General features: G+C 69.9%; 22 protein-coding genes. 11 read left to right on the forward strand and 11 right to left on the reverse strand.

Features of this window, described 5'->3' with window-relative positions:
- Window positions 1-27: 27 nt before the first annotated feature.
- Entirely contained in the window at window positions 28-1,446 is a 1,419-nt protein-coding gene (locus DY157_RS08080; protein ID WP_115728139.1) for an amino acid permease, read from the reverse strand.
- Between the two features lie 180 nt (window positions 1,447-1,626).
- On the opposite strand from DY157_RS08080, the gene DY157_RS08085 reads away from it, so the two are divergent.
- Window positions 1,627-2,022 (forward strand): DUF2218 domain-containing protein, encoded by a 396-nt coding sequence (locus tag DY157_RS08085; RefSeq protein ID WP_115728140.1) that lies wholly within the window; start codon window positions 1,627-1,629, stop codon window positions 2,020-2,022.
- Between the two features lie 36 nt (window positions 2,023-2,058).
- Here the strand turns inward: DY157_RS08085 and DY157_RS08090 are convergent, their stop codons facing one another.
- Window positions 2,059-2,532 (reverse strand): SRPBCC domain-containing protein, encoded by a 474-nt coding sequence (locus DY157_RS08090; RefSeq protein ID WP_115728141.1) that lies wholly within the window; start codon window positions 2,530-2,532, stop codon window positions 2,059-2,061.
- A gap of 179 nt (window positions 2,533-2,711) precedes the next feature.
- Here DY157_RS08090 and DY157_RS08095 point away from each other — a divergent pair, with 179 nt between their 5' ends.
- The gene (locus DY157_RS08095) at window positions 2,712-4,253 is read left to right on the forward strand and encodes a Re/Si-specific NAD(P)(+) transhydrogenase subunit alpha (protein WP_115728142.1); all 1,542 of its coding nucleotides are present in this window, start codon (window positions 2,712-2,714) and stop codon (window positions 4,251-4,253) included.
- Window positions 4,254-4,261: 8 nt separating this feature from the next.
- On the forward strand, window positions 4,262-5,740 hold the full coding sequence (locus tag DY157_RS08100; protein WP_115728143.1) for an NAD(P)(+) transhydrogenase (Re/Si-specific) subunit beta: 1,479 nt from the start codon (window positions 4,262-4,264) through the stop codon (window positions 5,738-5,740).
- A 94-nt stretch (window positions 5,741-5,834) separates the two neighbouring features.
- Here DY157_RS08100 and DY157_RS08105 read toward each other — a convergent pair whose 3' ends face one another.
- From DY157_RS08105 to DY157_RS08135, 7 genes are all read right to left on the reverse strand, one after another.
- Window positions 5,835-6,383: a DUF2249 domain-containing protein gene (locus DY157_RS08105; RefSeq protein WP_115728144.1), complete on the reverse strand. Its 549-nt coding sequence runs from the start codon at window positions 6,381-6,383 to the stop codon at window positions 5,835-5,837.
- Window positions 6,384-6,537: 154 nt separating this feature from the next.
- Complete coding sequence (locus DY157_RS08110) at window positions 6,538-7,002, reverse strand: RidA family protein (RefSeq protein ID WP_115728145.1); 465 nt, start codon at window positions 7,000-7,002, stop codon at window positions 6,538-6,540.
- 16 nt (window positions 7,003-7,018) lie between these two features.
- Window positions 7,019-7,435, reverse strand: a complete 417-nt coding sequence (locus DY157_RS08115) for a type II toxin-antitoxin system VapC family toxin (protein ID WP_115728146.1) — start codon at window positions 7,433-7,435, stop codon at window positions 7,019-7,021.
- Window positions 7,432-7,671 (reverse strand): FitA-like ribbon-helix-helix domain-containing protein, encoded by a 240-nt coding sequence (locus DY157_RS08120; RefSeq protein WP_115728455.1) that lies wholly within the window; start codon window positions 7,669-7,671, stop codon window positions 7,432-7,434. Before DY157_RS08120 ends, DY157_RS08115 begins: the two co-directional genes overlap by 4 nt.
- Before the next feature lie 174 nt (window positions 7,672-7,845).
- A complete protein-coding gene (locus tag DY157_RS08125) occupies window positions 7,846-9,768 on the reverse strand; it encodes a carbohydrate-binding domain-containing protein (protein WP_218938073.1) in 1,923 nt (640 codons plus the stop codon).
- Window positions 9,769-9,810: 42 nt separating this feature from the next.
- Window positions 9,811-10,752 (reverse strand): polyphosphate polymerase domain-containing protein, encoded by a 942-nt coding sequence (locus DY157_RS08130; RefSeq protein ID WP_328587403.1) that lies wholly within the window; start codon window positions 10,750-10,752, stop codon window positions 9,811-9,813.
- A 12-nt stretch (window positions 10,753-10,764) separates the two neighbouring features.
- Window positions 10,765-11,307: a DUF4956 domain-containing protein gene (locus DY157_RS08135; protein WP_115728147.1), complete on the reverse strand. Its 543-nt coding sequence runs from the start codon at window positions 11,305-11,307 to the stop codon at window positions 10,765-10,767.
- A gap of 275 nt (window positions 11,308-11,582) precedes the next feature.
- Here DY157_RS08135 and DY157_RS08140 point away from each other — a divergent pair, with 275 nt between their 5' ends.
- Genes DY157_RS08140 through DY157_RS08155 form a run of 4 tightly spaced genes read left to right on the forward strand, consistent with a single transcriptional unit; the run spans window position 11,583 to window position 16,372 of the window.
- Window positions 11,583-12,224 carry a 2-oxoacid:acceptor oxidoreductase family protein gene (locus DY157_RS08140; RefSeq protein ID WP_235827134.1) on the forward strand — a complete coding sequence of 214 codons (642 nt, stop codon included), beginning with the start codon at window positions 11,583-11,585 and terminating at the stop codon, window positions 12,222-12,224.
- Window positions 12,217-13,476: a pyruvate ferredoxin oxidoreductase gene (gene porA / locus DY157_RS08145; RefSeq protein ID WP_115728148.1), complete on the forward strand. Its 1,260-nt coding sequence runs from the start codon at window positions 12,217-12,219 to the stop codon at window positions 13,474-13,476. The genes DY157_RS08140 and porA overlap by 8 nt, the downstream gene beginning before the upstream one ends.
- 12 nt (window positions 13,477-13,488) lie before the next feature.
- Window positions 13,489-14,742 (forward strand): thiamine pyrophosphate-dependent enzyme, encoded by a 1,254-nt coding sequence (locus DY157_RS08150; protein WP_115728149.1) that lies wholly within the window; start codon window positions 13,489-13,491, stop codon window positions 14,740-14,742.
- Between the two features lie 4 nt (window positions 14,743-14,746).
- Complete coding sequence (locus DY157_RS08155) at window positions 14,747-16,372, forward strand: NAD(P)-binding protein (RefSeq protein WP_115728150.1); 1,626 nt, start codon at window positions 14,747-14,749, stop codon at window positions 16,370-16,372.
- A 64-nt stretch (window positions 16,373-16,436) separates the two neighbouring features.
- On the opposite strand, the gene DY157_RS08160 is transcribed toward DY157_RS08155, so the two are convergent.
- Window positions 16,437-17,861: a Fic family protein gene (locus DY157_RS08160; RefSeq protein WP_115728151.1), complete on the reverse strand. Its 1,425-nt coding sequence runs from the start codon at window positions 17,859-17,861 to the stop codon at window positions 16,437-16,439.
- Window positions 17,862-18,047: 186 nt separating this feature from the next.
- Between DY157_RS08160 and DY157_RS08165 the strand changes: the two genes are divergently transcribed.
- On the forward strand, window positions 18,048-19,634 hold the full coding sequence (locus DY157_RS08165; RefSeq protein WP_115728152.1) for a sugar porter family MFS transporter: 1,587 nt from the start codon (window positions 18,048-18,050) through the stop codon (window positions 19,632-19,634).
- A gap of 118 nt (window positions 19,635-19,752) precedes the next feature.
- Here DY157_RS08165 and DY157_RS08170 read toward each other — a convergent pair whose 3' ends face one another.
- Window positions 19,753-20,352: a TetR/AcrR family transcriptional regulator gene (locus DY157_RS08170; RefSeq protein WP_115728153.1), complete on the reverse strand. Its 600-nt coding sequence runs from the start codon at window positions 20,350-20,352 to the stop codon at window positions 19,753-19,755.
- A 167-nt stretch (window positions 20,353-20,519) separates the two neighbouring features.
- Here DY157_RS08170 and DY157_RS08175 point away from each other — a divergent pair, with 167 nt between their 5' ends.
- From DY157_RS08175 to DY157_RS08185, 3 genes are read left to right on the forward strand one after another with little or no spacing between them, the layout of a single operon-like run.
- The gene (locus DY157_RS08175; RefSeq protein WP_115728154.1) at window positions 20,520-22,745 is read left to right on the forward strand and encodes a beta-glucosidase family protein; all 2,226 of its coding nucleotides are present in this window, start codon (window positions 20,520-20,522) and stop codon (window positions 22,743-22,745) included.
- 41 nt (window positions 22,746-22,786) lie between these two features.
- On the forward strand, window positions 22,787-24,061 hold the full coding sequence (locus DY157_RS08180) for an MFS transporter (protein WP_115728155.1): 1,275 nt from the start codon (window positions 22,787-22,789) through the stop codon (window positions 24,059-24,061).
- Window positions 24,062-24,066: 5 nt separating this feature from the next.
- Window positions 24,067-24,801, forward strand: a complete 735-nt coding sequence (locus DY157_RS08185) for a TSUP family transporter (protein WP_115728156.1) — start codon at window positions 24,067-24,069, stop codon at window positions 24,799-24,801.
- The last annotated feature ends 82 nt before the right edge of the window (window positions 24,802-24,883 follow it).

Consider the following 24,883-nt stretch of genomic DNA (forward strand, 5'->3'; position numbering starts at 1 on the left):
GGCGCCGCGGTCCTGCGGTGACCGCGCTCAGCGCCCGCCGAGCTCCCCGCGCTCGGCCCGGCGGAGCATCCGCTGCCGGTTGACGAGGGCGGCGCCGACGATGAAGACGATCCACACGAGCGAGGTGAGGAGGCCGGCGCGCGTATCGGGGAAGAGCGCGAGGACGACGACCATGAGCGCCATGAAGACGATGACGACCCAGGCGGACAGGGCGCCGCCGGGGGCCTTGAAGGTCGAGGCCGCGTGGAGGGCGGGGCGCCTGCGGAGGAAGAGGAGGTAGGAGACGACGATGACGACCCACACGCCCATGAAGAGGGTCGCCGACATCGAGGTGACGAGCGTGAAGGCGCCGGAGATCGAGTCGCCGAAGGACATGAGGACGATCGCGGAGAGGAGGAACACGCAGGAGAGGAAGAGGGCGTTGCGCGGGACGTGCCGCTTCGAGAGCCGGTGGAAGACGGCGGGCGCGTCGCCGCGGCCCGCGAGTCCGAAGAGCATCCGCGAGGTCGAGTAGATGCCGGAGTTCGCCGAGGACGCCGCCGAGGTGAGGACGACGAGGTTGACGACGGTCGCGGCGGCGCCGAACCCGGTCATGGAGAACATCGTGACGAAGGGGGAGCGCTCGGGGCTCACCTGGTCCCAGGGCGTCACCATCATGATCGCCGCGAGGGCCGCGATGTAGAAGAGCATGATGCGCACGGGGATCGAGTTGATCGCCTTCGGGAGGGTCTTCTCGGGGTCGGCGGTCTCGGCGACGGTCGTGCCGACGAGCTCGATGCCGACGAAGGCGAAGAGGGCGATCTGGAAGCCTCCGAGGAAGCCCGTGAAGCCCGTCGGGAAGAGTCCGCCGTGGCTCCAGAGGTTGGAGACGGCGGCGGCGGTGCCGGCCTCGTCGACGGTGCGGAGGGCGACCATCGCGAAGCCGACGACGACGAGGGCGAGGATCGCGATGATCTTCACGAGGGCGAACCAGAACTCGGTCTCCCCGAAGGCCTTCACGGTCATCGCGTTGAGCGTGAAGAGGAGGATCGTCATCGCGGTGATGGGGATCCACGCGGGCGTGTTCGGCCACCAGAACCGCACGTATCCGGTGATCGCGACCATGTCGGCGACGCCGGTGACGACCCAGCACATCCAGTAGGTCCAGCCGGTGACGAAGCCGGCCCACGGTCCGATGAGGTCGCGCGCGATGTCGGCGAAGGTCGCGTAGCGCGCGTCCGAGAGGAGGAGCTCGCCCATCGCCCGCATGAAGAGGAAGAGGACGGAGCCGATGAGGAGGTAGACGAGGAGCACGGAGGGTCCGGCCGTCGCGATCGTCTTGCCCGATCCCATGAAGAGTCCGGTGCCGATGGCTCCGCCGATGGCGATGAGCTGGACGTGGCGGTTCTTGAGGTTGCGCTGGAGGCGGTCGGCCGCGGGTTGCGCGGCGGGGTCCTTCGCGGACATCGGGTTCCCTTCGGATGTCGGTGCGGCGCGGTGGCGCCCGCCCGTGGATCGGGCCCACGGTACTCCCCGCCGCTTCGGGGAGGGGACGGCGACCACGGGGAGGACGCGGTGGCGGATCCCTCATGCCGCATTCCGAGACCCCGTCTGGCAGGGTCGCCGAAGAAAGGTGAGGATGACCTTATGAACTCGACTCGACTCCGCTCGCTCGCCCGCGTCGCGACCGATCGTCCGGCCCGCTACGGCAAGCAGCTCTGCGCGCACATGGGCCGCAAGATCGACGCCGCCTGGGACGAGGGCTCCTCGACCGGGCGCCTCGTCTTCGCGAGGGACGGCGTCGAGTCCGGAGCATGCCGCCTCACCTGCGACGACGATGTGCTGGTCCCCTCGCTCGACACCGATCCGGCGGAGGCCGAAAGGCTCGAGACGGTGGTCGGCGTCCACCTCGCGCGCTTCGGCGCGAAGGACTCCCTCGTCGCGGTCTGGGACCGCGAGGGCGCGGCCGGGTCGACTCAGGGGCCCTTCACGCCCGAGGAGGTCGCCGAGCGCAACCGCCTCAAGCGCGAGGCGCGCGCCTGAGAGACGACTCGCGATAGACGCGCCGAACGACCGGAGTCAGCCTTCGAGGTGCTTCGCGAGCGAGGCGAGAGCCTCGTCCCACATGCCGGCCTCGTCGTCCCAGGCCTGACGGGCCTCGTCCTCGTCCTCGGAAACCGACGAGAGGCCGGACTCCTCGACGTGGACGACGACGGAGCCGGACTCCTCGGAGAGTGAGACCTCGACGCGGGTCGCGCGATCCTCAGGGAGTTCGTCGCTCGCGAGCGGGAACCAGCGGAAGGAGACGACGTCCATCGGGTCCTCGTCCGCCTTCTCGACGAGCCACTCCCCCGCGTCCGGATCGGTGACGCGGTAGACGCCGTCATCGCCGAGCGCGACCTCGTGATCGCCGAGGGGGCCGTCGTTCATCCACCAGCCGGGTTCCGAGACGACCGCCCACACGTCCTCGACGGACGCCGAGATCGCGCGTTCGGTCTCCACGCGGTCGAAATCCTCTTCCGGCTGTGCCGAGTGATCGTCGAAGAAGTCCATGCGTCAACGGTAGTCGTCTCATCACCCGGTCGGGAGGCGATCGGGCTGAACACCCCACGAACTGCAAGGACGCGAGAATTCGGGTCCCTAGTCCCGGACATTCGTTCAAATTTCCTCTTAGCGTGATGAAACGCCTTGCACGAACATGAGGCGGACCACCCCGACACCGAGGAGTTCCCATGCGCATCGGCGTCCCGTCCGAGGGCCCCGCTCAACCGCTCGTCGCGCTCGCCCCGCAGACGATCGGCCTCGTCGCGAAGCTCGGCCACGAGGTCCTCGTCGAGCGCGGCGCGGGCGCCTCCGCCTCCTTCCCCGACTCCGCCTACGAGGAGGCCGGAGCGCTCCTCGCCGACGCCGACGAGGTCTGGGCGTGCGACGCCGTCGTCGCCCTCGACGCCCCCGACGACGCGCTCATCGCGCAGATGCGCCCGGGCGCCCTCCTCATCGCGCGTCTCGCCCCGCAGCGCACCCCGGGCCTCGCCGAGCGCCTCGCGCCGACCGGCATCACGGCCCTCGCGATGGACGCGGTCCCGAGGATCTCGCGCGCCCAGGCGATGGACGTCCTCTCCTCCCAGGCGAACGTCGCCGGCTACCGCGCCGTCGTCGAAGCCGCGGCACGATTCGGCCGCGTCTTCACCGGACAGGTGACCGCCGCCGGGAAGATGCCGCCCGCGAAGGTCTACGTCATCGGCGCGGGCGTCGCCGGGCTCGCCGCGATCGGCACCGCGAACTCGATGGGCGCCCAGGTGAGCGCCACCGACGTCCGCCCCGAGGTCGGCGAGCAGGTCGAGTCGATGGGCGCCTCCTTCGTCCCTCTCCCCACCGCACAGGAGCGGTCCGCCGACGGCTACGCGAAGGCGATGGACGAGGACGCGGCGGCGGCCGCGAACAGGCTCTACGCCGCTCAGGCGGCGAAGTCCGACATCGTCATCACGACCGCGAACATCCCCGGGCGGGCCGCGCCGATCCTCCTCGACGCGGCGGCCGTCGACGCCATGGCCCCGGGCTCCGTCGTCGTCGACATGGCGGCCGCGAACGGCGGCAACTGCGCGCTCACCGTTCCCGGCGAGGTCGTCACCACCCCGGGCGGCGTGACGATCGTCGGCTACGAGGATTTCGCCGCCCGCCTGCCCGCCCAGTCCTCCCAGCTCTACGGGCGCAACGTCGCGAACCTCCTCGCGCTCCTCACCCCGAACAAGGACGGGGAGATCGTCCTCGACTTCGACGACGTCATCGTCCGAGGAATCGCGGTCGCCTCCCAGGGGGAGGCGATGTGGCCGCCGCCGCCCATCGCGGTGTCGGCCGCGCCCTCGTCTCCCGAGCCCTCCCCCGAGGAGGTCGCCGCGCAGGCCCGCGCGAAGGAGGAGGCCCGCGCGCGCTCGAAGCGGCGGATGCTCCTCGGCGGGGCCATCGCGGTCCTCGCGCTCGCCGCCCTCGTCCTCGCGACTCCGGCGGCAGCGACCGGGCACTACATCGTCCTGCTCCTCGCGGTGATCCTCGGGTTCTACGTGATCTCCAACGTCACCCCGGCGCTCCACACACCGCTGATGTCGGTGACGAACGCGATCTCCGGGATCATCCTCATCGGCGCGATCTCGCAGATCGGCGACCCGCATCCGGCGATCGCCGGCGCCGCCTTCGTCGCGATCGTCCTCGCGTCGATCAACATCTTCGGCGGCTTCGCCGTCACCCACCGCATGCTCGCGATGTTCCGGAAGTGAGGCCGACGATGCTCCCCCTCGAATCCGCCCCCCTCGACCTCTCGGCCCTCGCGCAACCGGTCACCCTCGCCTACATCGCCGCCTCGGTCCTCTTCATCCTCGCCTGCTCGGGCCTGTCGAAGCACGAGACCGCCGTCGCCGGCAACATCGCGGGCGCCGTCGGCATGGGCGTCGCCTGCGCCGCGGCGATCGCCCTCGTCCTCGCCTCGGAGCCCGCGCGCGGCGTCCTCGTCACCGCGCTCCTCATCGCGCTCGCGATCGGTCTCGGCGGCGTCATCGGGATCTGGCGGGCGACCCGCGTCGCGATGACCGGGATGCCGCAGCTCATCGCGATCTTCAACGGGCTCGTCGGGCTCGCGGCCGTCGTCGTCGGCTACGACTCCTACCTCGCGCCCGACGCATCCTCGCTCTCGCTCGGCGGCTTCCACTTCGGGGAGGTTGTGCTCTCCGTCTTCGTCGGCGCCGTCACCTTCACCGGCTCGATCGTCGCCGGCCTCAAGCTCGACGGGAAGCTCCCGGGGCGACCGATCCTCCTGCCCGCCCGCAACCTCCTCAACCTCGCCGCCCTCATCGGGTCCCTCGCGCTCGGCGTCCTCTTCGTCCTGCGCGCCGATCATTCGGCGCCCGCGTGGATCGCCCTCGTCGCCGTGACGTTCATCGCCCTCGCCCTCGGCGTCCACCTCGTCATCGCGATCGGCGGCGGCGACATGCCCGTCGTCGTCTCGATCATGAACTCCTACTCGGGCTGGGCGTCCGCGTTCACCGGGTTCCTCGTCGACAACGACCTCCTCATCATCACCGGCGCGATCGTCGGGTCGTCGGGCGCCTACCTCTCCTACCTCATGTGCACAGCGATGAACCGGTCCTTCCTCAACGTCCTCCTCGGAGGATTCGGGACCGACGCCTCGACCGCGAAGCGCGGAGCCGACGAGGTCGCCGGCGAGATCCACGAGATCGACGCCGAGGCCGTCGCCGAACTCCTCTGCGACGCGCGCCGCGTCGTCATCACGCCCGGCTACGGCATGGCCGTCGCGCAGGCCCAGTACCCGGTCGCCGCCCTCGTCGAGGACCTCGTCGACCGCGGAGTCGAGGTCGTCTTCGCGATCCACCCGGTCGCGGGCCGCCTCCCCGGGCACATGAACGTCCTCCTCGCCGAGGCGAAGGTCCCCTACGACATCGTCCTCGAGATGGACGAGGTGAACGACGATTTCGACGATGTCGACGTCGTCCTCGTCATCGGCGCGAACGACACCGTCAACCCCGCCGCCGAGGAGCCCGGCTCCCCGATCGCCGGCATGCCGGTCCTGCGCGTGTGGGAGGCGAAGCGCGTCATCGTCTTCAAGCGATCGATGGCGACCGGGTACGCGGGCGTCCAGAACCCGCTCTTCTTCAAGGAGAACGCGTCGATGCTCTTCGGCGATGCGAAGAACACGGTCGAGGCCATCGACCGCGCCGTCGAGATCGGCCGCCCGATCCCCAAGGCGTGAGGCCGCCGACGCCCGCCCGCGCCGATACTCGCACCGCCCTCGCCCCGGATGGGGGACGAGGGCGGAGGCGCAGGTTGGAAAGGACGGAGACGATTCAGGCGAGGCGCGTGATCCGGTAGCGCCAGTCGGCCGGGCCGGCCTCGAGCGTCTCGACGCGGTAGTGCGACTCCGACTCCTGGAGGTGCGCGAAGAGCGGATCGGGCTGGTGCGGGGCGACGATCACGATGTTCTCCCCGACCGGGAGCGCGTCCATCGCGGCGAAGAGGACGGGGTGGCGGACGACCTTGGGGATCGAGTGGACGACGAGCTCCTCGACGGCGCTCGCCGCGGCGGCGCGCCCGTGGCCGTGGCCGTGCCCATGTCCGCCGCAGCCGCAGCCGGACTTCGCCTCGGGCTCGGCCCCCTCAGCGCGCGCGTGCCCGTGGCCGCCGCACCCGCAGCCCGCCTTCTCCTCGGCCGGCGCCGCGGCGGCCTCCTGGGCGCGACCGTGTCCACCGCAGCCGCACCCGCCGCCGCCATGGCCGTGTCCGCCGCAGCCACAGCCGCCCTCGGACTTGAGATCCTCGACGCCGGTGTGCGCGTCGACGAGCGTGAAGGTCTGATGGTTCTTCGAGGGCGCGGCCTCGGGCAGGGTCTCAGCCATGTGGTCTCCTCCAGGAATGGGGCGATATACCCGGTGGGGGTACCCGCCCAGTGTACGGCGAATTCCCTCGGACGGCGCCGTGGAATACCTCTCCGAACGACGGCGCCCGTCGGCCCGCGGACGACCCGGGGCCGACGGGCGCTCAGCGGGAGTCTCAGTCCTCGACGAGAGCGAACTCGGCCTCGACCTCGACGGACACGTTGAGTGGGAGGGCCGCGACGCCGACGGCGCTGCGCGCGTGAGCCGAGCCGAAGATCTCGCCGAAGAGCTCCGAGGCCCCGTTGATCACGCCGGCCTGACCGTAGAAGTCGGGGCGCGAGGCGACGAAGCCGACGACCTTGACGATGCCGGCGAGGCGGTCGATCCCGCCCGCGACGGCGGCCGCCGCAGCGAGCGCGTTGAGCGCGCAGACTCGGGCGGCGTCACGGGCGTCCTCGGGGTCGGCGCCGTCGACGCCGACCGCGCCGATGCAGACGGGCTCGCCGTCGACGACGGGGATCTGGCCGGAGGTGCGGACGACGCCGCGGTCGAGGACGGCGGGGACGTAAGCGGCGACCGGGGTCGCGACGGGCGGGAGTTCGAGGCCGAGTGCGGCGAGCTTCTCGGAGGGCAGGGTCATGGCGGCTTCTCGCTTCCTACTCGAGGGGATTGACGATCTCCAGGCCTTCGACCACGTCGAAGTCCTTGACATTCCGCGTCGCAAGACTATCGCCGCGACTCATGCAGATGCCCGCGATCTGAGCGTCGGCCATGCTCATGGGCCGCCCTTTCCTCTCCGCCTCCGCTCGAATCCGCGCGACGACGCGGGCGGACTCGACGTCGAGGGGGAGCAGCTGCTCTCGAAAGCCCTCCATGACCGCGCTCCACGCCGCGATCAGCCCGTCGCGCCTGCGTCCCTCGGGGAGTCGGCCGAGCCCGTATTCGATCTCCTCGACGGTGATCACCGTCGTGGCGAGCTGGGAGGCGCCGATCGAGGAGTACCACCGCACGACGTTCGACGAGGGAGTGCGCGACATGATCTCGGAGATGATGTTGGTGTCGAGGACGATCACGAGAACTCCACCGGCCGGGGAAAGGGTTCGCGCGTCGGAAGATCGAGGTCCGCGTAGCAGGCATTGACCTCGATCCGCTCCCGCAAGGTCGCGAGAAGGTTCTCCTGCGGCGCGTCGACCGCCTCCGCGAGGATCTCCCGCACCTCCGCCTCGACGGAGCGCCCGTGACGCGCGGCGCGATCCCGCAGCCTGTCGTGGACCGATTGATCCAAACGGCGAATCGTCAACGTGCTCATCACCCTCACCTCCGATGCTAGCAATCTGATCGGAGGGTGGGAAGAGACCGGGTGGCGGACGCGACGTCCAACCCCACATCGACGTGCCGCCCCGCCCTCGTCGATCCTCACGAGGCCGGGGCGCAGGCACACGAGGGCGCCCGCCGGAGAACCGACGGGCGCCCGGGGAGGGAGTCAGCCGCGCGACGGGGGCTGCCCCATGCCGCCGCCGTTCATCTGGCCGCCGCCCATACCGCCGCCCATGGTGCCCGCGGCCGCCCGGCCCGCGGTCACCGTGGTCGAGGACCCGTCGACCGTGACGGTGTACGAGTCGCCGGTCGTGATGTCGGAGGAGGCGTAGACGACGGAGCCGAACTGCTTCGTCGCGGTGAAGGACAGGATCTCGTTGCCGGACGAGTCGCTGATCGTCACCGTCGACCCGGCAGAGCCGGAGACGGTCGCGGAGATCCAGCCCTCGCCGTCGGTGGAGGACGGGGACTCGGCCATGCCGGAGGCGCCGACCGCGAGAACCGTGCCCCCGGTGACGGTCAACGTGCCATTGGTATCGAGCGCGCCGTTGCCGGAGTTCGTCGGCCCCCACACCGTCGTCGTGCCGCCGGTGATGGTCAACGACCCGTTGGAGTCGAGGCCGTCGCCGCCCGCGTTGACGGTGAGGGCGCCACCGGAGATCGTGACGAGTTCGCCGGAGTCCTGCATGGATCCCCCGCCCATGCCCTGCGGCCCGCCCTGGGCGGACGAGGTCGAACTCGAGTCGGACGAGGCCGCGGCGAGCCCCTCCTCGACGGTCGTCGAGCCGGAGCCGTTGACGCCGTCGTCGGAGGCGGTGATGTCGATCGTGCCGTCGGCGATGGTGATGAGGCCGGCCTCGAGGCCCTCGTTCGACTGGGTGACGGTGACGTCGGCGCCGTCGAGGACCGCGGCGACCTCGGCGTGGACGCCGTCGTCGCCGGTGGCGAGGGTGAGCGTCCCGGAGGAGAGGCGCAGGGCGCCGCTCGAGTGGAGGGCGTCGTCGCCGGAATCGACGGTGACGGTCGCGCCGTCGACGATGAGGTAGACGCCCGACTTCACGCCCTTCGTCGAGGTGTCGGCGTTTGTGCCGGCGGACGCACCGCCGCCGGCGGTGACGTCGATCGTCCCGCCGGTGAGGACGACGTCGGTCGTGGCGGCGATACCGTCGCCGTCGGTGGTCACCGAGACGTCGCCACCGCTCACCGCGATGTAGCCCTTGGTGTCGTCGGAGTCCTGATCGGACTTGAGGCCGTCGCCGCCGGCGTCGACCGTGACGGTCCCGCCCGCGATGGTGAGCGAGTCCTTCCCACGGAGACCGTCGTCGCCAGCCGTCGCGGTGATCGTGCCGGAGAGGACGTAGAGGTCGTCGGTCGCGGTGATCGCGTCGTTCGCGGTGGAGGAGACCTCGAGGGACCCGTCGCCGGTGATGGTGAGGTCCATGTCGGCGTAGATCGCGGCGTTCGGATCGGCGGAGTCCGCGGCCGAGGTCGAGGAGTCGGTGACGGTCGAGGAGCCGGAGAGCGAGATGACGAGGTCGTCGGCGGTCTTCCCGTAGATCGCGGCGCCCGAGTCGTTCGTGATCGTCGCGCTGTCGAGGATGAGGACGACCTGCGCGTCGTCGGCGGCGTCGATTGCGATCTGGCCGTCGAAGGAGCCGGTGAGCCGGTAGACGCCGGCCGCTGTGATCGTCACGGTTCCGTCGGAGACGGAGACGGCGTCGGAGGAGGAGGTCGCCGAGGAGCCCGAGAGCTCGATGTCGACAGCGTCGGAGGCCGACCAGTCGTCGTCGGAGACGAAGGAGGCCGTGGCGTTCGACGCGAGCGCGTCGGCGGCGGTCGGCGGATTCGTCGTATCGCCGTTCGAGCCGGTGACGCTCGCGCTCTCCGAGGAGTCGGCGGACTGGGAGACCGTCATCGCCGAGGCGGTCGAGCCGCTCGACGTCACCGCGTCGGCGGCCGTGCACGCGCCGAGGGCGAGGGCGGCGATCGCCGCCATGGAGACGAAGGCGGCGCAGGGCCGCTTGGCGTTGCGGAGGAAGGAGCGCGGTCCCGAGTGGGAGGGGTCGTGGGGGGCGCGGGAGTCTGTCATGAGTGTCCTCGGTTCTTTCGGTCGGGTGGTGGTCTGCCCGCGTCAGGACGCGAGGCGGTGGAGTAGGCGGGCGCGCGGAGCGCGGTGGGAGGCGGCGCGGCGAGCGGCGATCCGTCCGACGCTCGGAGCGCCGGACGCGGAGAGGGCGCCCCCGTAGGCGCCGGGCTCGGGGCGCGCCGCGCCGAAGGACTGCGCGAGGGTTCGCGTCCAGCGGTTCGCGGGGAGGTCGGGGTCGAGCGCCGCGAGCGCGGTCGCGTATTTCGAGAGGCGCACGGGGCGGTGCCCGCGCGACCACAGGAGGTGGTCGAGGGGCGAGGGCGCGGACCCGGACTTCGTCTCGATGATCACGAGGTCGGGGGCCGCGAGCCAGCGAGGGGAGTCGGACGGGCCGCGCAGGTCCGCCCATTCGAGCCCCGCGTCGAGGGTCGCTCGGCCCGAGCCGTCGGCCATGAGGAGGGTCGTCCGCGCGTACGTTCCGGACAGGACCGGGACGAGCGAGTCGGCCTCGGGCACGGCGCAGTCGGCGGCGTCGAGCCGCCCGAGCGCCCAGGTCGCGCCCTCGGGCGTGAGTCGCCCCTCGAGGGCGGCCTCGAGGTCGTAGGGGATCCGGGTCTTCACGGTCCGACCGCGGGCCCCGCGGGTCTTCACCTCGAGGAAGGCGATGCCGGAGTCGAGGTAGGCGCGGGTGCGGATCTTGAACCTGCGCCGGCGCGGACGGGCCGCGTCGAGGAAGGAGTCGAGGTCGGGCGTGTCGAAGTAGGTCGACGCGTAGGACTGGGCGGTGATTCCGTCGATCGAGAGGACGCGCGTCCCCTCGTGAAGGCCCGCGGCCACGGCCTCGGCCTCCTCGAGAGTGACGGCGTACTTCCGGTCGACGCGGGTGAGCATGGCGGCCGTCGCATTGAGCTCGGCGAGGCCGATCTCCTCGAGGTCGCCGGGGACGAGGGCGGGGCGGGGACGCCGGACGGATGCGGGGGCGGGCACGGGCGTCTCCTTTCAGGCGGCGACGTAGCGGACGTCGACGAGGGTGAGGTCGTTGACGAGGTCGACCTTGAGGACACGGGTCTTGAGGACCTTCGCGCCGAGGCGGGCCTCGAGCTCCGTCGCGAGGGCGTCTTCGTTCATGATCGCCCGGTCGAGCTGGACCTGCTGGTTCTGGTAGGCGCCGAAGAGGCGCTGCGAGTCGCCGATCGCGAGGGCCGCGACGATGAGTGCGACGAGTCCGAGGACGAGCGGGCTCGCCGACATCGTCATTCCGGTGAGTAGACCGATCGAGAGGGACGCGAAGTAGTAGGCGACCTCGTGCTGGGTAATCTCGTCGGAGCGGAGGCGGATGATCGAGAGGACGCCGAAGAGCCCGAGCCCGAGTCCGGCCGACACCTCGGAGTCCGCGAGGATCATCGAGACGGCGAGGACGCCGACGTTGACGCCGAGGAAGGCGGCGACGAGATCGGCGCGGCGGTGCCGGGGGAAGTAGAGGCCGAACACGAGCACGGCCATGGCGACGAGGTCGAGGGCGATCATCGTCAGTGCGGACATCAAGGGCTCCTCAGGGCTGGATTGCGATGTCCCTATTCGGCCAGGCGAAGCTGTGGACGGGCTGTGGCGGGCTTCGGACGCGCATGAGGTTTCTCGGACTGGATCGACGAGGGCGCGGCCGCGGCCCGAACGAGGGGATTAGGGAAGCCCGCGCATGCGAATATGTGCGCGCGGTCACGTGCGATCTCAGGTGCTGACCGGCCGACTTCGGCGCGAAACCGCGGATTCGCGCCGATCGGACCCGGGTCGGCGGGCGTCGGCCTAGCGTCGAGGGCATGGTCGAAGTGAGAATCCACGGTCGAGGGGGACAGGGAGTCGTCACGGCGTCCGACCTGCTCGCGATGGCGGCGTTCACGGACGGGCACCACGCGCAGGCCTTCCCCTCCTTCGGTTCGGAGCGCACCGGCGCTCCCGTCGTCTCGTTCTGCCGGATCACGGACTCCGAGATCCGCACGCGCGAGCCCGTCCTCGAGCCCGACGTCATCGTCGTTCAGGATCCGACGCTGCTGTCGGTGATGGACGTCTTCGCCGGCCTCAAGCCCGACGGCTACGCGCTCCTCAACTCGACGAAGGGCTTCGACGAGCTCGGGCTCGCCGACCTCGTCGCGCGTCTCCCGAAGGGCCACGCGATCGCGCTTCCTGCCTTCGACATCGCGCGCGAGCACGTCGGGCGCCCCGTCCCCAACGCCGTCATGCTCGGCGGAGTCGCGGCGCTCACCGGACTCATCCGCCTCGAGTCCGTCGTCGATGCGATTCGCCACCGCTTCCCCGGGCGCGTCGGCGAGGCGAACGTCAGCGCCGCGACCGCCGCCTACGACCTCGTCGCCGCAGAGCGCGGAGGCGCCGCCCCGGGCGGCGCCCCTTCCGAAGCGGGAGCGGAGGCCCCCGCCGATCCGAAGGAGAATCTCGATGCGTGAGCAGATCGAAGGCTCGCAGGCGATCGCGAAGGCCGTCGCCGCGTGCCGCCCGGAGGTCGTCGCGGCCTACCCGATCTCCCCTCAGACCCATATCGTCGAGGCGCTCTCCGCCCTCGTGAAGAAGGGCGACCTGCCCGGCTGCGAGTACCTCAACGTCGAGTCCGAGTTCGGGGCGATGTCCGCGTGCATCGGCGCCTCGGCGGTCGGCGCCCGCACGTACACGGCGACCGCCTCCCAGGGCCTCCTCTTCATGGTCGAGGCCGTGTACAACGCGGCCGGCCTCGGGCTTCCGATCGTCATGACGGTCGCCAACCGCGCGATCGGCGCGCCGATCAACATCTGGAACGACCACACCGACGCGATGAGCCAGCGCGACTCCGGGTGGCTCCAGCTCTACGCGGAGACGAACCAGGAGGCCGCCGACCTCCACGTCCAGGCGTTCCGCATCGCCGAGGAGCTCTCCGTCCCCGTCATGGTGTGCATGGACGGCTTCATCCTCACGCACGCGATGGAGATCGTCGACGTGCCCGAGGCGGACAGGGTCGCCGAGTTCCTCCCGCCCTACGAGCCGCGCCAGGTCCTCGACCCGGCGAACCCCGTCTCGATCGGCGCGATGGTCGGCCCCGAGGCGTACACCGAGGTCCGCTACCTCGCCCACCACCGCCAGATGCAGGCCCTCGAGCTCATCCCGCGGGTGGCCGCCGACTTCCAGAGGGTGTTCGGCCGCGACTCCGGCGGGCTCGTCCGCCCCTATCGGATCGAGGACGCCGAGACGATCGTCGTCTCGATGGGCTCGGTCCTCGGGACGATCAAGGACGTCATCGACGAGCGCCGCGAGGTCGGCGAGAAGATCGGCGTCCTCGGCATCACGAGCTTCCGCCCCTTCCCCACCGCGGCGGTGCGCGAGGCCCTCGCCGGCTGCAAGAGGTTCATCAACGTCGAGAAGGCCTTCTCCGTCGGCATCGGCGGCATCGTCTCCTCCCACTGCCGCTCCGCCGTGCGCGGCATGGGGATCGAGAACTACGAGGTGTTCGCCGGGCTCGGCGGGCGCCCGATCACGAAGGCGTCCCTCCACGCGCTCCTCGACGAGGCCGCGGCGGGGACCCTCGCGGATCAGACGTTCCTCGACCTCGACCGCGAACTCGTCGACGCCGAGCTCGCCCGCGAGGAGGCGTCGAGGCGATCGGGCCCGACGGCGGAGAACATCATGCGCGACTCGCACGCCCGCACCGACGCGGCGCTGAGGAACTGAGAGGAGAGGGCGATGAGCGTCCAATTGGGAATCCCCGGAATGCGCGAGACCTCGATCCCTGCACGCGAGAACGTGAAGTTCTACCAGGTCGGCTCCTTCGCGGTCGGCAACCGCCTCGCCGAGGAGGACTACCGGTCCGTCCAGTCCGACCCCAACAGGTGGAACACCCTCACCTCCGGCCACCGCGCCTGCCAGGGCTGCGGCGAGGCGCTCGGCGCCCGCTACGCCCTCGACTCGGCGGCGGCCGCCGCCGACGGCGACCTCGTCGCGGTGAACGCGACCGGATGCCTCGAGGTCTTCTCCACTCCCTACCCCGAGTCCGCGTGGACCGTTCCTTGGCTCCACTCCCTCTTCGGCAACGCGCCGGCGGTGGCCGCCGGCGCCGCTGCGGGCCTTCGGGCGAAGGGGCGGACGACCCGAGTCGTCGCCCAGGGCGGCGACGGCGGCACCGTCGACATCGGCATGGGGTGCCTGTCGGGCATGTTCGAGCGCAACGACGACGTCCTCTACATCTGCTACGACAATGAGGCGTACATGAACACGGGCGTCCAGCGCAGCGGTGCGACCCCGCCGAGCGCGCGCACCGCGACGACCCAGCCGGTCGGCCCGAACCCGGGCAATCGCTTCGGCCAGGGCAAGGACATGGCGCGCATCGCGATGGCCCATGAGATCCCCTACGTCGCGACCGCGACGGTCGCCGACCTTCGCGACCTCGAGTACAAGGTGACGAAGGCGATGGGCTACCACGGGGCGCGCTACATCCACGTCCTCGTCCCCTGCCCGCTGGGGTGGGGCGCCGCCTCGAACATCACCGTCAAGCTCGCGCGACTCGCCACGCAGACGGGCCTCTTCCCCGTCTTCGAGGCCGAGGGCGGCGAGATCACCTCGGTGACGAAGATCCGCAGGCCCGCCCCCGTCGAGGAGTACCTGCGCCCCCAGAGGCGCTTCGCGCACCTCTTCAAGGGCGAGGGGGATCGGGAGACCCTCGCGCGCCTCCAGGCGATCGCGGACCGGAACATCCGGCGCTACGGCCTCATCGACGAGGACCAGCTCGACGAGGACGTCCTCGAGCGCGTCCTCGCCGCGCCCGAGGACCCCGAGGGCCGCTACGACCAGATCCTCCACGCGGCCGCCCAGACGAAGCAGGGCCGGGCCGAGGCCGCCGCTCTCGCCCAGAGCGGCGAGCAGGCTCCCCCGATGGGGCTGCGCAGGCCGCAGGCAGAACCTCGGGCGTCGCTGCGCGCGGACGCCCCGGAGCAGGAGTAATGCGATGACGATGGAGAAGCAGCCCTTCGCGATCACCCTCAACGTCGGCTCGTCGTTGGCGAACGAGACCGGGTCGTGGCGCACCGAGCGCCCGATCTACGTCGACCTCCTCCCGCCGTGCAACAAGGCGTGCCCGGCCGGGGAGAACATCCAGCAGTGGCTCTACCACGCGGAGGAGGGCGACTACCGGGCGGCCTGGCGCGAGATCATGGTGAACAACCCCATGCCCGCGACGATGGGGCGCGTCTGCTACCACCCGTGCCAGACCGCGTGCAATCGCGCGCAGGTCGACGAGGCCGTCGGCATCAATGCGATCGAGCGCTTCCTCGGCGACAAGGCGATCGAGCAGGGCTGGACCGTGCACGTCGAGGCTCCCGACTCCGGGAAGTCCGTCCTCATCGTCGGCGCCGGCCCCTCCGGTCTGTCGGCCGCCTACCACCTGCGCCTCGCCGGCCACCGCGTCCACATCAAGGAGGCCGGCCCGATGGCCGGCGGCATGATGCGCTTCGGCATCCCCGCCTACCGCCTCCCCCGCGGCGTCCTCGACGCCGAGATCCGCCGGATCACCGACATGGGCGTCACCATCGAGTACGGCGCGAAGGTGGAGAACATCGAGGACGAGGTCGGCAAGTGGGACGCGATCTTCCTCGCCGTCGGCGCCCACATCGGCCGCCGCGCCTACATCCCGGCGGGCGAGTCGGCGAAGATCATGGACGCCGTCTCCGTCCTCGAGGGCGTCGAGACCGGCGAGAAGCCGATGCTCGGCCGCCGCGTCGTCGTCTACGGCGGCGGCAACACGGCGATCGACATGGCCCGCACCGCGAAGCGCCTCGGCGCGTCCGAGGCGATCATCGTCTACCGGCGCACACGCGACCGCATGCCCGCCCACGACTCCGAGGTCGCCGAGGCCGAGGAGGAGGGCATCATGATGCGGTGGCTGTCGACGATCAAGCACGTCGACGGCGGCACGATGACGATCGAGAAGATGGAGCTCGACGAGTCGGGCTTCCCGCAGCCGACCGGCGAGTTCGAGGAGCTCGGCGCCGACTCCCTCATCATGGCGCTCGGCCAGGAGGCCGACCTCTCGCTCATCGAGGACGCCGAGGGCATCGAGATCGACGACGGCGTCGTCCGCGTCAGCGACCAGATGATGACGGGCATCGAGGGCGTCTTCGCCGGCGGCGACATGGTCCCCTCCGAGCGGACCGTCACCGTCGCGATCGGCCACGGCAAGAAGGCATCGCGCTACATCGACGCCTACCTGCGCGGCACGACCTACCAGCCGGCGCCCAAGCACGGCGACGCGGAGTTCTCCCGCATGACGACGTGGTACTACGCCGACGCCCCGCACCAGGTCCGTGCGAAGCTCGAGGGAGCCCGCCGAGCCTCCACCTTCGACGAGGTCGTCCAGGGCCTCGACGAGGAATCCGCCCTCTTCGAGGCGCGCCGCTGCATGTCCTGCAGCAACTGCTTCGGGTGCGACAACTGCTTCGGCGTGTGTCCGGACAACGCGATCACGAAGATCAGGCCCGGCGAGTACGAGTTCAAGTACGACTACTGCAAGGGCTGCGGCGTGTGCGCCGAGGAGTGCCCCTGCGGTGCGATCTCGATGGTGCCCGAGCAGGTGTAGGAGTTCGCTTCGCGCGCTGGGGGGTCCTGATGCTCGATGACCATCAGGACCCCCGACTCGTCCATCACGGAAGTTCACCCGACCGATCGGAATGCGAAGAGAGTTTCGGTCGTGCGGTCCGCTCTCGGCCCTCCCATTGGCCGTTCTCGATTCTCTCGACGAGATCGTCGTCGGGGAACCACGTGACGGTCTTCCCGACTTTCGCGGACTTGAGATAACCGCGATCTTGAAGGAGCTGCAGGTCGGAACGGGCGGTCTGGTTCGAGACGCCGTGCGTGCGCTGATGCTCGGCGACCGTCGTCGTCGCGCCCGGATCACGGGCGAAGGCCTCGAGCAGCGCGATCTGACGGTGGTTGAGGCCGGACCCTCGCAGCTTCATCCCGATTCTGCGCACCTCGTCGGTCTTGCGCACGAGGTAGGCGTCGAGGTCTGTGATCGCTTGATCGACGACTCTGGCCTGCTCGAGAAGGAAGTACGTCAAGTCTCCCTCGTCCTGCTCGGTGAACAGGAAGCTGCGCGCATACCTCGACGGCGCTTGAAGAAGCAGTCGGGAGATCGAGAGGAACTCCGTGAGGAAGAAGCCCTGATTGAGCATCGACCAGTAGAAGATCGCCCTGGCGGTTCGCCCATTCCCGTCGGCGAAGTAGTGGTCGTACCCCATCATGAAGTGAAGCGTCATCGCTCGAACCAGGGCGGGGACGTACGGACCGTCATCAGCCGATCCCGCGTTGGCGAATTCGCACAGCGCCTCCATTCGCGCGGGGAGCTCCTCCGCACGCGGCGGCGCATGAAGGATTTGATCCTCCCCCAGGTCCCCCACGACGCGCACTCGGGCGTCTCCGGGCCGTTGCACCCGTCCGGCGTCATTCGGATCGTCGAGCGTTCCGTTCGTGACCCTCTTGTGAATCTCCCGAATCAGCTGAGGAGTCAGAGGTTCGCTTCTCAATTCGGTGATCGTCTTCATCGCGAGGAAATTATTGAGGATCATCCGTTCGGAACGATCCTTCGGAGGCCGGTTCTCCCTCAGCATCCGTTTCGCGTCGACCCTTGAGGTCGCCGCTCCCTCGAGTTGGGACGAGGTCATCGACTCTTCGATGAGGGAACGGACGAGGTAGCGATTGCGGGTCGTCGGGTTGGCGACCGGCTCGGGCAGCTCGATCTGTCCACGAGCGCGCGCGGAGATCTCGTCGATCAATCGGAGGAGCGGGTCGGGGAGGTTGAAGGTGAGGGGCTCGCCGTTCTTCAAGGTGAGCGGGAGCGAACGCGCCGTCGCGAGGCGCGCCGATCGAACGGCGACCCACCATTCCTTCGTGGTGAATCCGGCGGGCGGTTGATGTCGGAAGAACCATTCCCACGGGTGGTAGGCGGGATCATCCGCCAGCGTCTTCGAGGTGAGGACATCGACGAAATGGCGCCGATCATCGCATTCGTCGAGGATTTCGCGCTCCAGGTCGGCCAGCGATGCCGGCGGCGGTACGGGAATCTTCATCTCGCATCTCCTAACATCTCCTAATTTAGCGCAAATTAGGAGATGTTAGGAGATGTGGTCACCCAGGCCCGAGGCCCCTCGACTCCCCTTCATGGGGCACGCCGCCCCGCCCTCGTCGATCGGGCGGAAACCGCACGGGTTCCGGGGAAATCGACGCGAGCAGGCCCTTCGGGGCAGGATGAGGGCATGACGCACAGCGCAGTGGGCGCGCCGAGTGGCGCGCCGTCCGACGAAGAGCTCCAACGCCTCGTCGAGACCACCCCCGCCGCGGGCAAGAAGCGCAGCATCGCGCTCCTCGCGGCCGTCGCGACCTTCGGGTCCCTCCTCTTCGGGTACGACACCGGCGTGATCGCCGGGGCCCTCCCCTACATGTACATGCCGGGAACTGCCGGCGGCCTCGGCCTCAACGAGTTCGACGAGGGCCTCGTCGGCGCGTTCCTCGCCGTCGGCGCCGCGTTCGGCGCGATCCTCGGCGGGCGCCTCTCCGACCGCTACGGCCGGAGGCACAACATCCTCCTCCTCGCCGCGATCTTCCTCGTCGGGACGATCGGATGCACCCTCTCCCCGAACATCCCGATCCTCCTCGTCTTCCGCTTCGTCCTCGGCTGGGCGGTCGGCGGCGCTTCGGCGACCGTGCCGATCTACCTCTCCGAGTCCGCGCCCACGCGCGTGCGCGGCCAGCTCGTCGCCCTCGATCAGTTCATGATCGTGTTCGGCCAGCTCCTCGCCTACTCGATGAACGCAGCCCTCTCGCACGCGCACGGCGGCCCCCAGGTGACGACCGCGGACGGTCAGAGCCTCTCGTGGGACCAGGCGTCGACGATGGCGAACCTCGCGATCGCGAGCGGCAACGGCGCGGCCTGGCGCTGGATGCTCGTCCTCGCGACGATCCCGGCGATCTGCCTGTGGATCGGCATGCGGATGATGCCCGAATCCGGCCGCTGGTACGCCGCGAACCTCCATTACGCGGAGGCGATCGGCTCCCTCAAGCGGATTCGCGACCCGAAGCTCGACGACATCGCCGGCGAGGTCCGCGAGATGATCGACCTCCACGAGCGCCAGGAGAACGAGGGCAAGTGGTCCCTACGCCGCACGCTTTCGGTGAAGTGGACCCGCCGCCTCACGCTCATCGGCATCGGCCTCGCGTGCTTCGACCAGCTCACCGGCATCAACACGGCGATGTACTACCTGCCGAAGATCCTCCACGCCGCAGGCTTCTCGACGACCGACTCGATCTCCCTCAACGTCATCACGGGCGCGGTCGCCACCGTCGGCGCGGCCTTCGGCCTTTGGCTCGTCGGGCGCCTCCAGCGCCGTCACGTCGGCATTTACCAGGAATCGGGCGTCACCTTCTTCCTCTTCAGCCTCGCCCTCGTCTTCGCCTTCGGAATCGCGCCCTACACGCTCGCCGACGGGACGATCTCGGCGGACATCCCGGCGTTCCTCCCCTGGCTCGTCGTCGTCCTCGTGTCCCTCTTCGTCTTCGCGAAGCAGTCGGGCACGGTGAACTGGGTCCTCGTCTCGGAGATCTTCCCCTCGCGCATCCGCGGGGTCGCACAGGGCTTCGCGGTCGGGTGTGGCTGGCTGATGAACGCCGTCGTCTCCTATGTGTTCCCGGTGATGATCGCCCACCTCGGCGCGGCGTGGACCTACGCAGCCTTCGGCGCGATCAACGTCGTCTCCCTCTGCTTCTACCTCTTCATCGTCCCCGAGACGAAGGGGACGTCGCTCGAGCGCCTCGAGGAGTCCTTCGCCGCGAAGTACGGGGAGTGACCTCCTCCCGCTCCTCCTCGTTCACGAGGCCGGGGCAGGGCGTCCATTCGAGGGGAGCGGCCGGAGCCCATGGCGGGTTCCGGCCGCTTCGTCGTGCGCGGGACGTGTGCCGGGCGCGTCAGCGAGGGGCGAGGACCGTGCGGGCGATCAACGCCCACTCCTCGACCGGATCGAACCCGTCTCGGTTGCGGAGCCAGCGCAGCTGAAGACCGTCCATGAGGGAGAGGACGAAGCGGGCGCGCTGCTCGGGGGGAAGGTCGAGGTCCGAGCGTACGGCGGCGAAAGAGGCGAGCACGCGCCTCTCCCTCGCTTCGAAGTAGTCGTGCGCCGGATGATCGGGCTGAAGGGCCTCGGCGTCGAGGATCGCGTAAAGGGCGACGATCTCCGGCTGCGTGGAGTTGCGCGCGACGAGCGCCGCGCAGAAGTCGAGGAGAGGGATTTCGGGAAGGCGGTCGTAGAGCTCATCGACGGGCACTCCGAGCAGCTCGGCCAGCGCCTCTCGGTCGCGCTCGTCGCGCCGCTCGAGGACGGAGAGAAGGAGCCCTTCCTTCGTCCCGAAGTAGTGGAGGACGGCGGTGTCGCTGATACCGCACTCGCCGGCGATGTCCTGCAGGGACACGCCCCAGTAGCCGCGCTCGCCGATGAGGCGCGTCGCGACGTCGACGATCTGCGCGCGGCGCTGCTCGGCGGGAAGCCGCAGCCGTTTGGGTTTCTGCATCGTGGTCCTCACTGTGTCGAGCTCATTCACCCTACGTCACTGGCTCGGGCCGAGGCGCTCCGAATCGGAATCGGAGGACCGTTGACATCTCGCGCACGACGGGCTTACGATCCTCGTAACTTGGTAGTCACCAAGTACAAACTTACTCGATGACGAGGAGATGCGAGATGTCCGCACCGACGCGGTCTCGACAGCCACTGGAGTCGGAGCCCCGTGAAGGCAGCGCGTTCGCCGACGCGGTTCGCCGCGTGCGCGGGGGCGCAGACGCTTCCGAGGAGGCGGCGCGACTCGTCGAACAGCTCGACGAACCCGAGCGCCTCGACGTGCTCACCGGCGCCGTCCCGTTCTGGGAGGGGCGCGCGAGCATCATGCACGAGGGGTACAACCACTTCCCCTACCCCGCCGGTCGGAACGAGCACCTCGGCATCCCCGGTATCGCCTTCATCGACGGACCCCGCGGCGTCGTCGTCGGGAACGCCACCGCCTTCCCCGTCTCGATGGCCCGGGGCGCCACCTGGGACGACGCCCTCGAAGAGGAGATCGGCACCGCGATCGGCCGCGAGCTGCGCGCCTCCAAGGGCAACTTCTTCGGCGGCGTCTGCATCAACCTCCCCCGCCACCCCGCGTGGGGGCGCATTCAGGAGACCTACTCCGACCAGACCGTCCTCCTCGGCCGCATGGGAGCGGCACTCGTCCGCGGCGTCCAACCGAACGCGATGCCCTGCGTCAAGCACTTCGCCCTCAACTCGATGGAGAACGCCCGCTTCGACGTCGACGTCCTCTGCGACGAGGCGACGCTCCATGAGGACTTCCTCCCCCACTTCAAGACCGCGATCGACGCCGGCGCCGACTCCGTCATGTGCGCGTACAACTCGATCAACGGCCACTGGGCCTCCGAGAACCGCGAACTCCTCACCGACGTCCTCCGCGAGGACTGGGGCTTCGACGGCTTCGTCGTCTCCGATTTCATTTGGGCGATCCGCGATGCCGCCGCCTCCTTGGAGGCCGGCCTGGATCTCGAGACCCCCTTCGCCCAGCTCCGCGCTCAGAATCTCCCCGCCGCCCTCGCCGAGGGCACCGCGACTGCCGCGGCGGTCGCGCGCAGCGCCGAGCGGATCGTCCGGGCCCAGCTCGACTACTACGCGCGGCGCGACGCCGCAGAACCCGATACCTCCGTCATCGCCTCGCCCGCGCACCGCGCGCTCGCGCGCCGGGCAGCCCGAGAGTCGATGGTCCTCCTGAGGAACCGTCCCGAGGGCGCCGAAAAGGTACCGGTCCTCCCCCTCGATCGCGCCGACCTTTCGAGCCTCGCCGTCATCGGACGGATCGCCGACGTCGAGAACCTCGGCGATCACGGCTCCTCGAACGTCCATGCCTCCGAGTCCCTCACACCAGCGGCGGGTCTTCGCGAGGCCCTTCCCGACTCCGAGGTGCGCGTCGACGACGGCTCCGACATCGAGCGGGCCGCTCGCCTCGCCGCCGACTCCGACGCCGCCGTCGTCGTCGTCGGCTACACCTTCGCCGAGGAGGGCGAATGGGTGAACGGGCGCGTCTACGCGCGCGACGACCTCATGGGCCTCTACCCGACGCCGAAGACCGATGAGGAGCGCGCCGTCCTCACCGACATGCTCAATCGTCTCGAGGCCGCTAAGGGCAAGGCCGAGGCCGGGGGCGATCGCGCGAGTCTCGGCCTCCCCGAGTCCGACGTCGAGCTGATCCGCGCCGTCGCCGCGGCGAACCCGCGCACCGTCGTGGTCGTCGTCGCCGCCGGCGCCGTCCTCATGGCGGATTGGATCGACCTCCCGGCCGCCGTCGTCATGGGCTGGTACTCGGGAATGGAGGGCGGACGCGCCCTCGCCGATCTCCTCCTCGGGGACGCGGACTTCACCGGCCGCATGCCCTACGCGATCCCCGCGTCCGCCGACGACCTCCCCGCCTTCGATCGCGACGCCCACGAGGTCGTCTACGACCGCTGGTACGGACAGCGCGGCATCGTCGCGAAGGGCGCCACCGCCCTCGTCCCCCTCGGATTCGGCCTCTCCTACGCGACGACCGCGATCGCCTCCGCGCACGGCTTCCTCCGCGACGCGACGCGCGCGACGCTCGCCGTCGACGTCGAGAACGCTTCCGACCGGGCGACCCGCGCCGTCGTCCAGGTCTACGGCACGCGCCTCGACGGCGAGCGGGCCGGAGAGCGCGAGCTCCTCGGATACGCGAGCCTCTCCCTCGAGCCGCTCGAGACCCGCGGCGCGACCGTCGACCTCGATCTCTCGCCGCTCGCGCACTGGGACTCGCAGACCCGGGCCCTCGTCCTCGATCCCGGTCGCATCCGCCTCGAGGCGGCCCGCTACTGGGGCGACCCCGACGCGATCGTCCTCGACATCGACCTCTGATCCCCAGACCCCTTCCACCCACTCAGAATCAACGGAGAATCATGAGCACCACCACCGCACCCGAGTCCGACGCCCAGTGGCGCGGCACCACCTCCGACGAGGAGCAGCCGAAGTTCCCGGTCCGCCTCACGATCGGCCTCGCGATCGGAGCCTTCTGCTGGATCGTCGCCTACCTCGGAGCCGTCGGCGTCCTCCTCCCGGCCCGCATCGCCGAGCTCGCCCCCGACGACAAGGCCTCGGTCGTCGCCCTCAACTCGACGATCTCGATGATCGTCGCCGCCCTCGCGAACATCCTCATCGGCGCCGGTTCCGACCTCACGCGCTCCCGCTTCGGACGGCGCACCCCGTGGATCTGGGTCGGCGCGATCGGCTCGCTGCTCTCCCTCATCGCCCTCGGCCGCGTCTCGAGCATCCCTGCCCTCCTCACCGCCTGGGCGATCTACCAGATCTTCCTCAACTCGATCATCGCACCGCTCCTCGGCACCCTCTCCGACCGCATCGCCCCGCAGTTCCGCGGGTCGGCAGCCTCCGGCTACGCGCTCGGCATCGGCGTCGGCACCGGTCTCGGCCAGGTCATCGGCGCCCAGTTCCTCGGCAATGCGGCCACCGGCTTCGTCGTCCTCGGCATCCTCACCGTCCTCGTCGCCCCGGCCGCGAGAATCTTCTTCCGCGAGTCCTCCTCGCTCCCGATGCCGAAGAAGGCCTTCGACGCCGACATGGTCCTCGACCACTTCGTCTTCGCCCGCCACAACGCCCGCGACTACTACCTCGCACTCTTCGGCAAGTTCTTCGTCATGGTCGCGAAGTTCGCCGTTCAGGGATACGTCCTCTACATCCTCACCGACTACATGATGGTCGGCCAGGACGCGACGAAGGGCTACATCTCCGCGGTCTCCCTCATCATCATGTTCCTCGGCATCGGCATGGCGTTCCTCTCTGGCCCCATCGCCGACCGGCTCAAGATGGTGAAGCTCCCGGTCGTCATCTCCGCGCTCTTCATCGGGGCGGGCGTCTTCTCGCCCTTCCTCTCGACCTCGCCGAAGATGATCATCGTCTACGCGATCCTCGCGGGCATCGGCTTCGGCATGTTCAACGCCGTCGATCAGGCCCTCAACATCTCGGTCCTCCCGAACCCGGAGACCGCCGCGAAGGATCTCGGCATCCTCAACCTCGCGAATACGGGCGGCCAGATCGCCGGGCCGCTCGTCGCCGCGCTCGCGATCAAGGTCGTCGGCTACCACATGCTGTTCGTCGTCGCCGCCGTCGCCGCGCTCATCGCGGTCGTCCTGTTCCTCCTCATCCGCTCCGCGAAGTAATCGCCATGCTCGCCCTCGTCGTCGCTGCGGTCCTGTTCGGCGCGATCCTCCAGAGGGCGTCGGGCATCGGCTTCGCCGTCGTCGTCGCCCCGTTCGCGCTCATCGCGGGCGGGGCGACTCACGGTGTCATCCTCACCCAGCTCCTCGGAGCCACCTCGGCCGCGCTCACCCTCCTCAGCGTTCACCGCGATGTCGAATGGCGCGAATACGGTCGGCTGCTCCCGTCCTCGCTCCTCGGTCTCGTACTCGCAACGGCCCTCGCCGCCCGCCTGCCTGATGCGCCCGCACAGATCGTGTCCAGCGCGATCATGCTCGTCCTCCTGCTCCTGGCGCCTCGGATCGGTGCCGCCGCCTCGGTGTACCGCAACTGGAGTTCACTCTCCATCGCGGGCGCTGCCGCCGGCGCGATGACCGTACTCGCCGGAGTCGGCGCGGCGGCACTCACCGCCCTCCAGCAGGCGACGAACTGGGAGCAGTCGCGCTTCGTTGCGACGCTGCAGCCCTATCTCATCACCGTCTCGACCCTCACGGTCGGCGCGCGCCTCGCGGTCGCCCCGACCGGGTGGCCGGACTTCTCCCTCGGCGCCTGGGTCCTCATCGGGGTTGCCCTCATCCTCGGGATCCGCGCTGGCGATCTCGTCTCCCGCCGGCTCTTAGCGTCGACGGCGAAGCGGATCACCTTCATCGTCGCCCTGGTCGGCGCTGGGATCGCCCTCGTCGATGGGTTCGCGTCGCTGTGAGGAGGGGCTGCCGCTGAGGCGCCATCGCAGAATGTGCCGCGGTATCGCACCGGACGCCTGAGGAGCGGAGCTCCGACCGAAC

Origin of the sequence: Actinomyces culturomici, assembly GCF_900499005.1 — a bacterium.
Lineage (GTDB): Bacteria > Actinomycetota > Actinomycetes > Actinomycetales > Actinomycetaceae > Pauljensenia > Pauljensenia culturomici.

What these genes read in the sequence shown, in the direction of transcription:
- DY157_RS08090 (WP_115728141.1), bottom strand. Translation starts at nt 2,532, where the DNA reads ATGGACTTCTTCGACGATCACTCGGCACAGCCGGAAGAGGATTTCGAC.
- DY157_RS08095 (WP_115728142.1), top strand. Translation starts at nt 2,712, where the DNA reads ATGCGCATCGGCGTCCCGTCCGAGGGCCCCGCTCAACCGCTCGTCGCG.
- DY157_RS08185 (WP_115728156.1), top strand. Translation starts at nt 24,067, where the DNA reads ATGCTCGCCCTCGTCGTCGCTGCGGTCCTGTTCGGCGCGATCCTCCAG.
- DY157_RS08165 (WP_115728152.1), top strand. Translation starts at nt 18,048, where the DNA reads ATGACGCACAGCGCAGTGGGCGCGCCGAGTGGCGCGCCGTCCGACGAA.
- DY157_RS08180 (WP_115728155.1), top strand. Translation starts at nt 22,787, where the DNA reads ATGAGCACCACCACCGCACCCGAGTCCGACGCCCAGTGGCGCGGCACC.
- porA (WP_115728148.1), top strand. Translation starts at nt 12,217, where the DNA reads ATGCGTGAGCAGATCGAAGGCTCGCAGGCGATCGCGAAGGCCGTCGCC.
- DY157_RS08120 (WP_115728455.1), bottom strand. Translation starts at nt 7,671, where the DNA reads ATGAGCACGTTGACGATTCGCCGTTTGGATCAATCGGTCCACGACAGG.
- DY157_RS08110 (WP_115728145.1), bottom strand. Translation starts at nt 7,002, where the DNA reads ATGACCCTGCCCTCCGAGAAGCTCGCCGCACTCGGCCTCGAACTCCCG.
- DY157_RS08125 (WP_218938073.1), bottom strand. Translation starts at nt 9,768, where the DNA reads ATGACAGACTCCCGCGCCCCCCACGACCCCTCCCACTCGGGACCGCGC.
- DY157_RS08080 (WP_115728139.1), bottom strand. Translation starts at nt 1,446, where the DNA reads ATGTCCGCGAAGGACCCCGCCGCGCAACCCGCGGCCGACCGCCTCCAG.
- DY157_RS08105 (WP_115728144.1), bottom strand. Translation starts at nt 6,383, where the DNA reads ATGGCTGAGACCCTGCCCGAGGCCGCGCCCTCGAAGAACCATCAGACC.
- DY157_RS08160 (WP_115728151.1), bottom strand. Translation starts at nt 17,861, where the DNA reads ATGAAGATTCCCGTACCGCCGCCGGCATCGCTGGCCGACCTGGAGCGC.
- DY157_RS08150 (WP_115728149.1), top strand. Translation starts at nt 13,489, where the DNA reads ATGAGCGTCCAATTGGGAATCCCCGGAATGCGCGAGACCTCGATCCCT.
- DY157_RS08175 (WP_115728154.1), top strand. Translation starts at nt 20,520, where the DNA reads ATGTCCGCACCGACGCGGTCTCGACAGCCACTGGAGTCGGAGCCCCGT.
- DY157_RS08170 (WP_115728153.1), bottom strand. Translation starts at nt 20,352, where the DNA reads ATGCAGAAACCCAAACGGCTGCGGCTTCCCGCCGAGCAGCGCCGCGCG.
- DY157_RS08155 (WP_115728150.1), top strand. Translation starts at nt 14,747, where the DNA reads ATGACGATGGAGAAGCAGCCCTTCGCGATCACCCTCAACGTCGGCTCG.
- DY157_RS08135 (WP_115728147.1), bottom strand. Translation starts at nt 11,307, where the DNA reads ATGTCCGCACTGACGATGATCGCCCTCGACCTCGTCGCCATGGCCGTG.
- DY157_RS08085 (WP_115728140.1), top strand. Translation starts at nt 1,627, where the DNA reads ATGAACTCGACTCGACTCCGCTCGCTCGCCCGCGTCGCGACCGATCGT.
- DY157_RS08100 (WP_115728143.1), top strand. Translation starts at nt 4,262, where the DNA reads ATGCTCCCCCTCGAATCCGCCCCCCTCGACCTCTCGGCCCTCGCGCAA.
- DY157_RS08140 (WP_235827134.1), top strand. Translation starts at nt 11,583, where the DNA reads ATGGTCGAAGTGAGAATCCACGGTCGAGGGGGACAGGGAGTCGTCACG.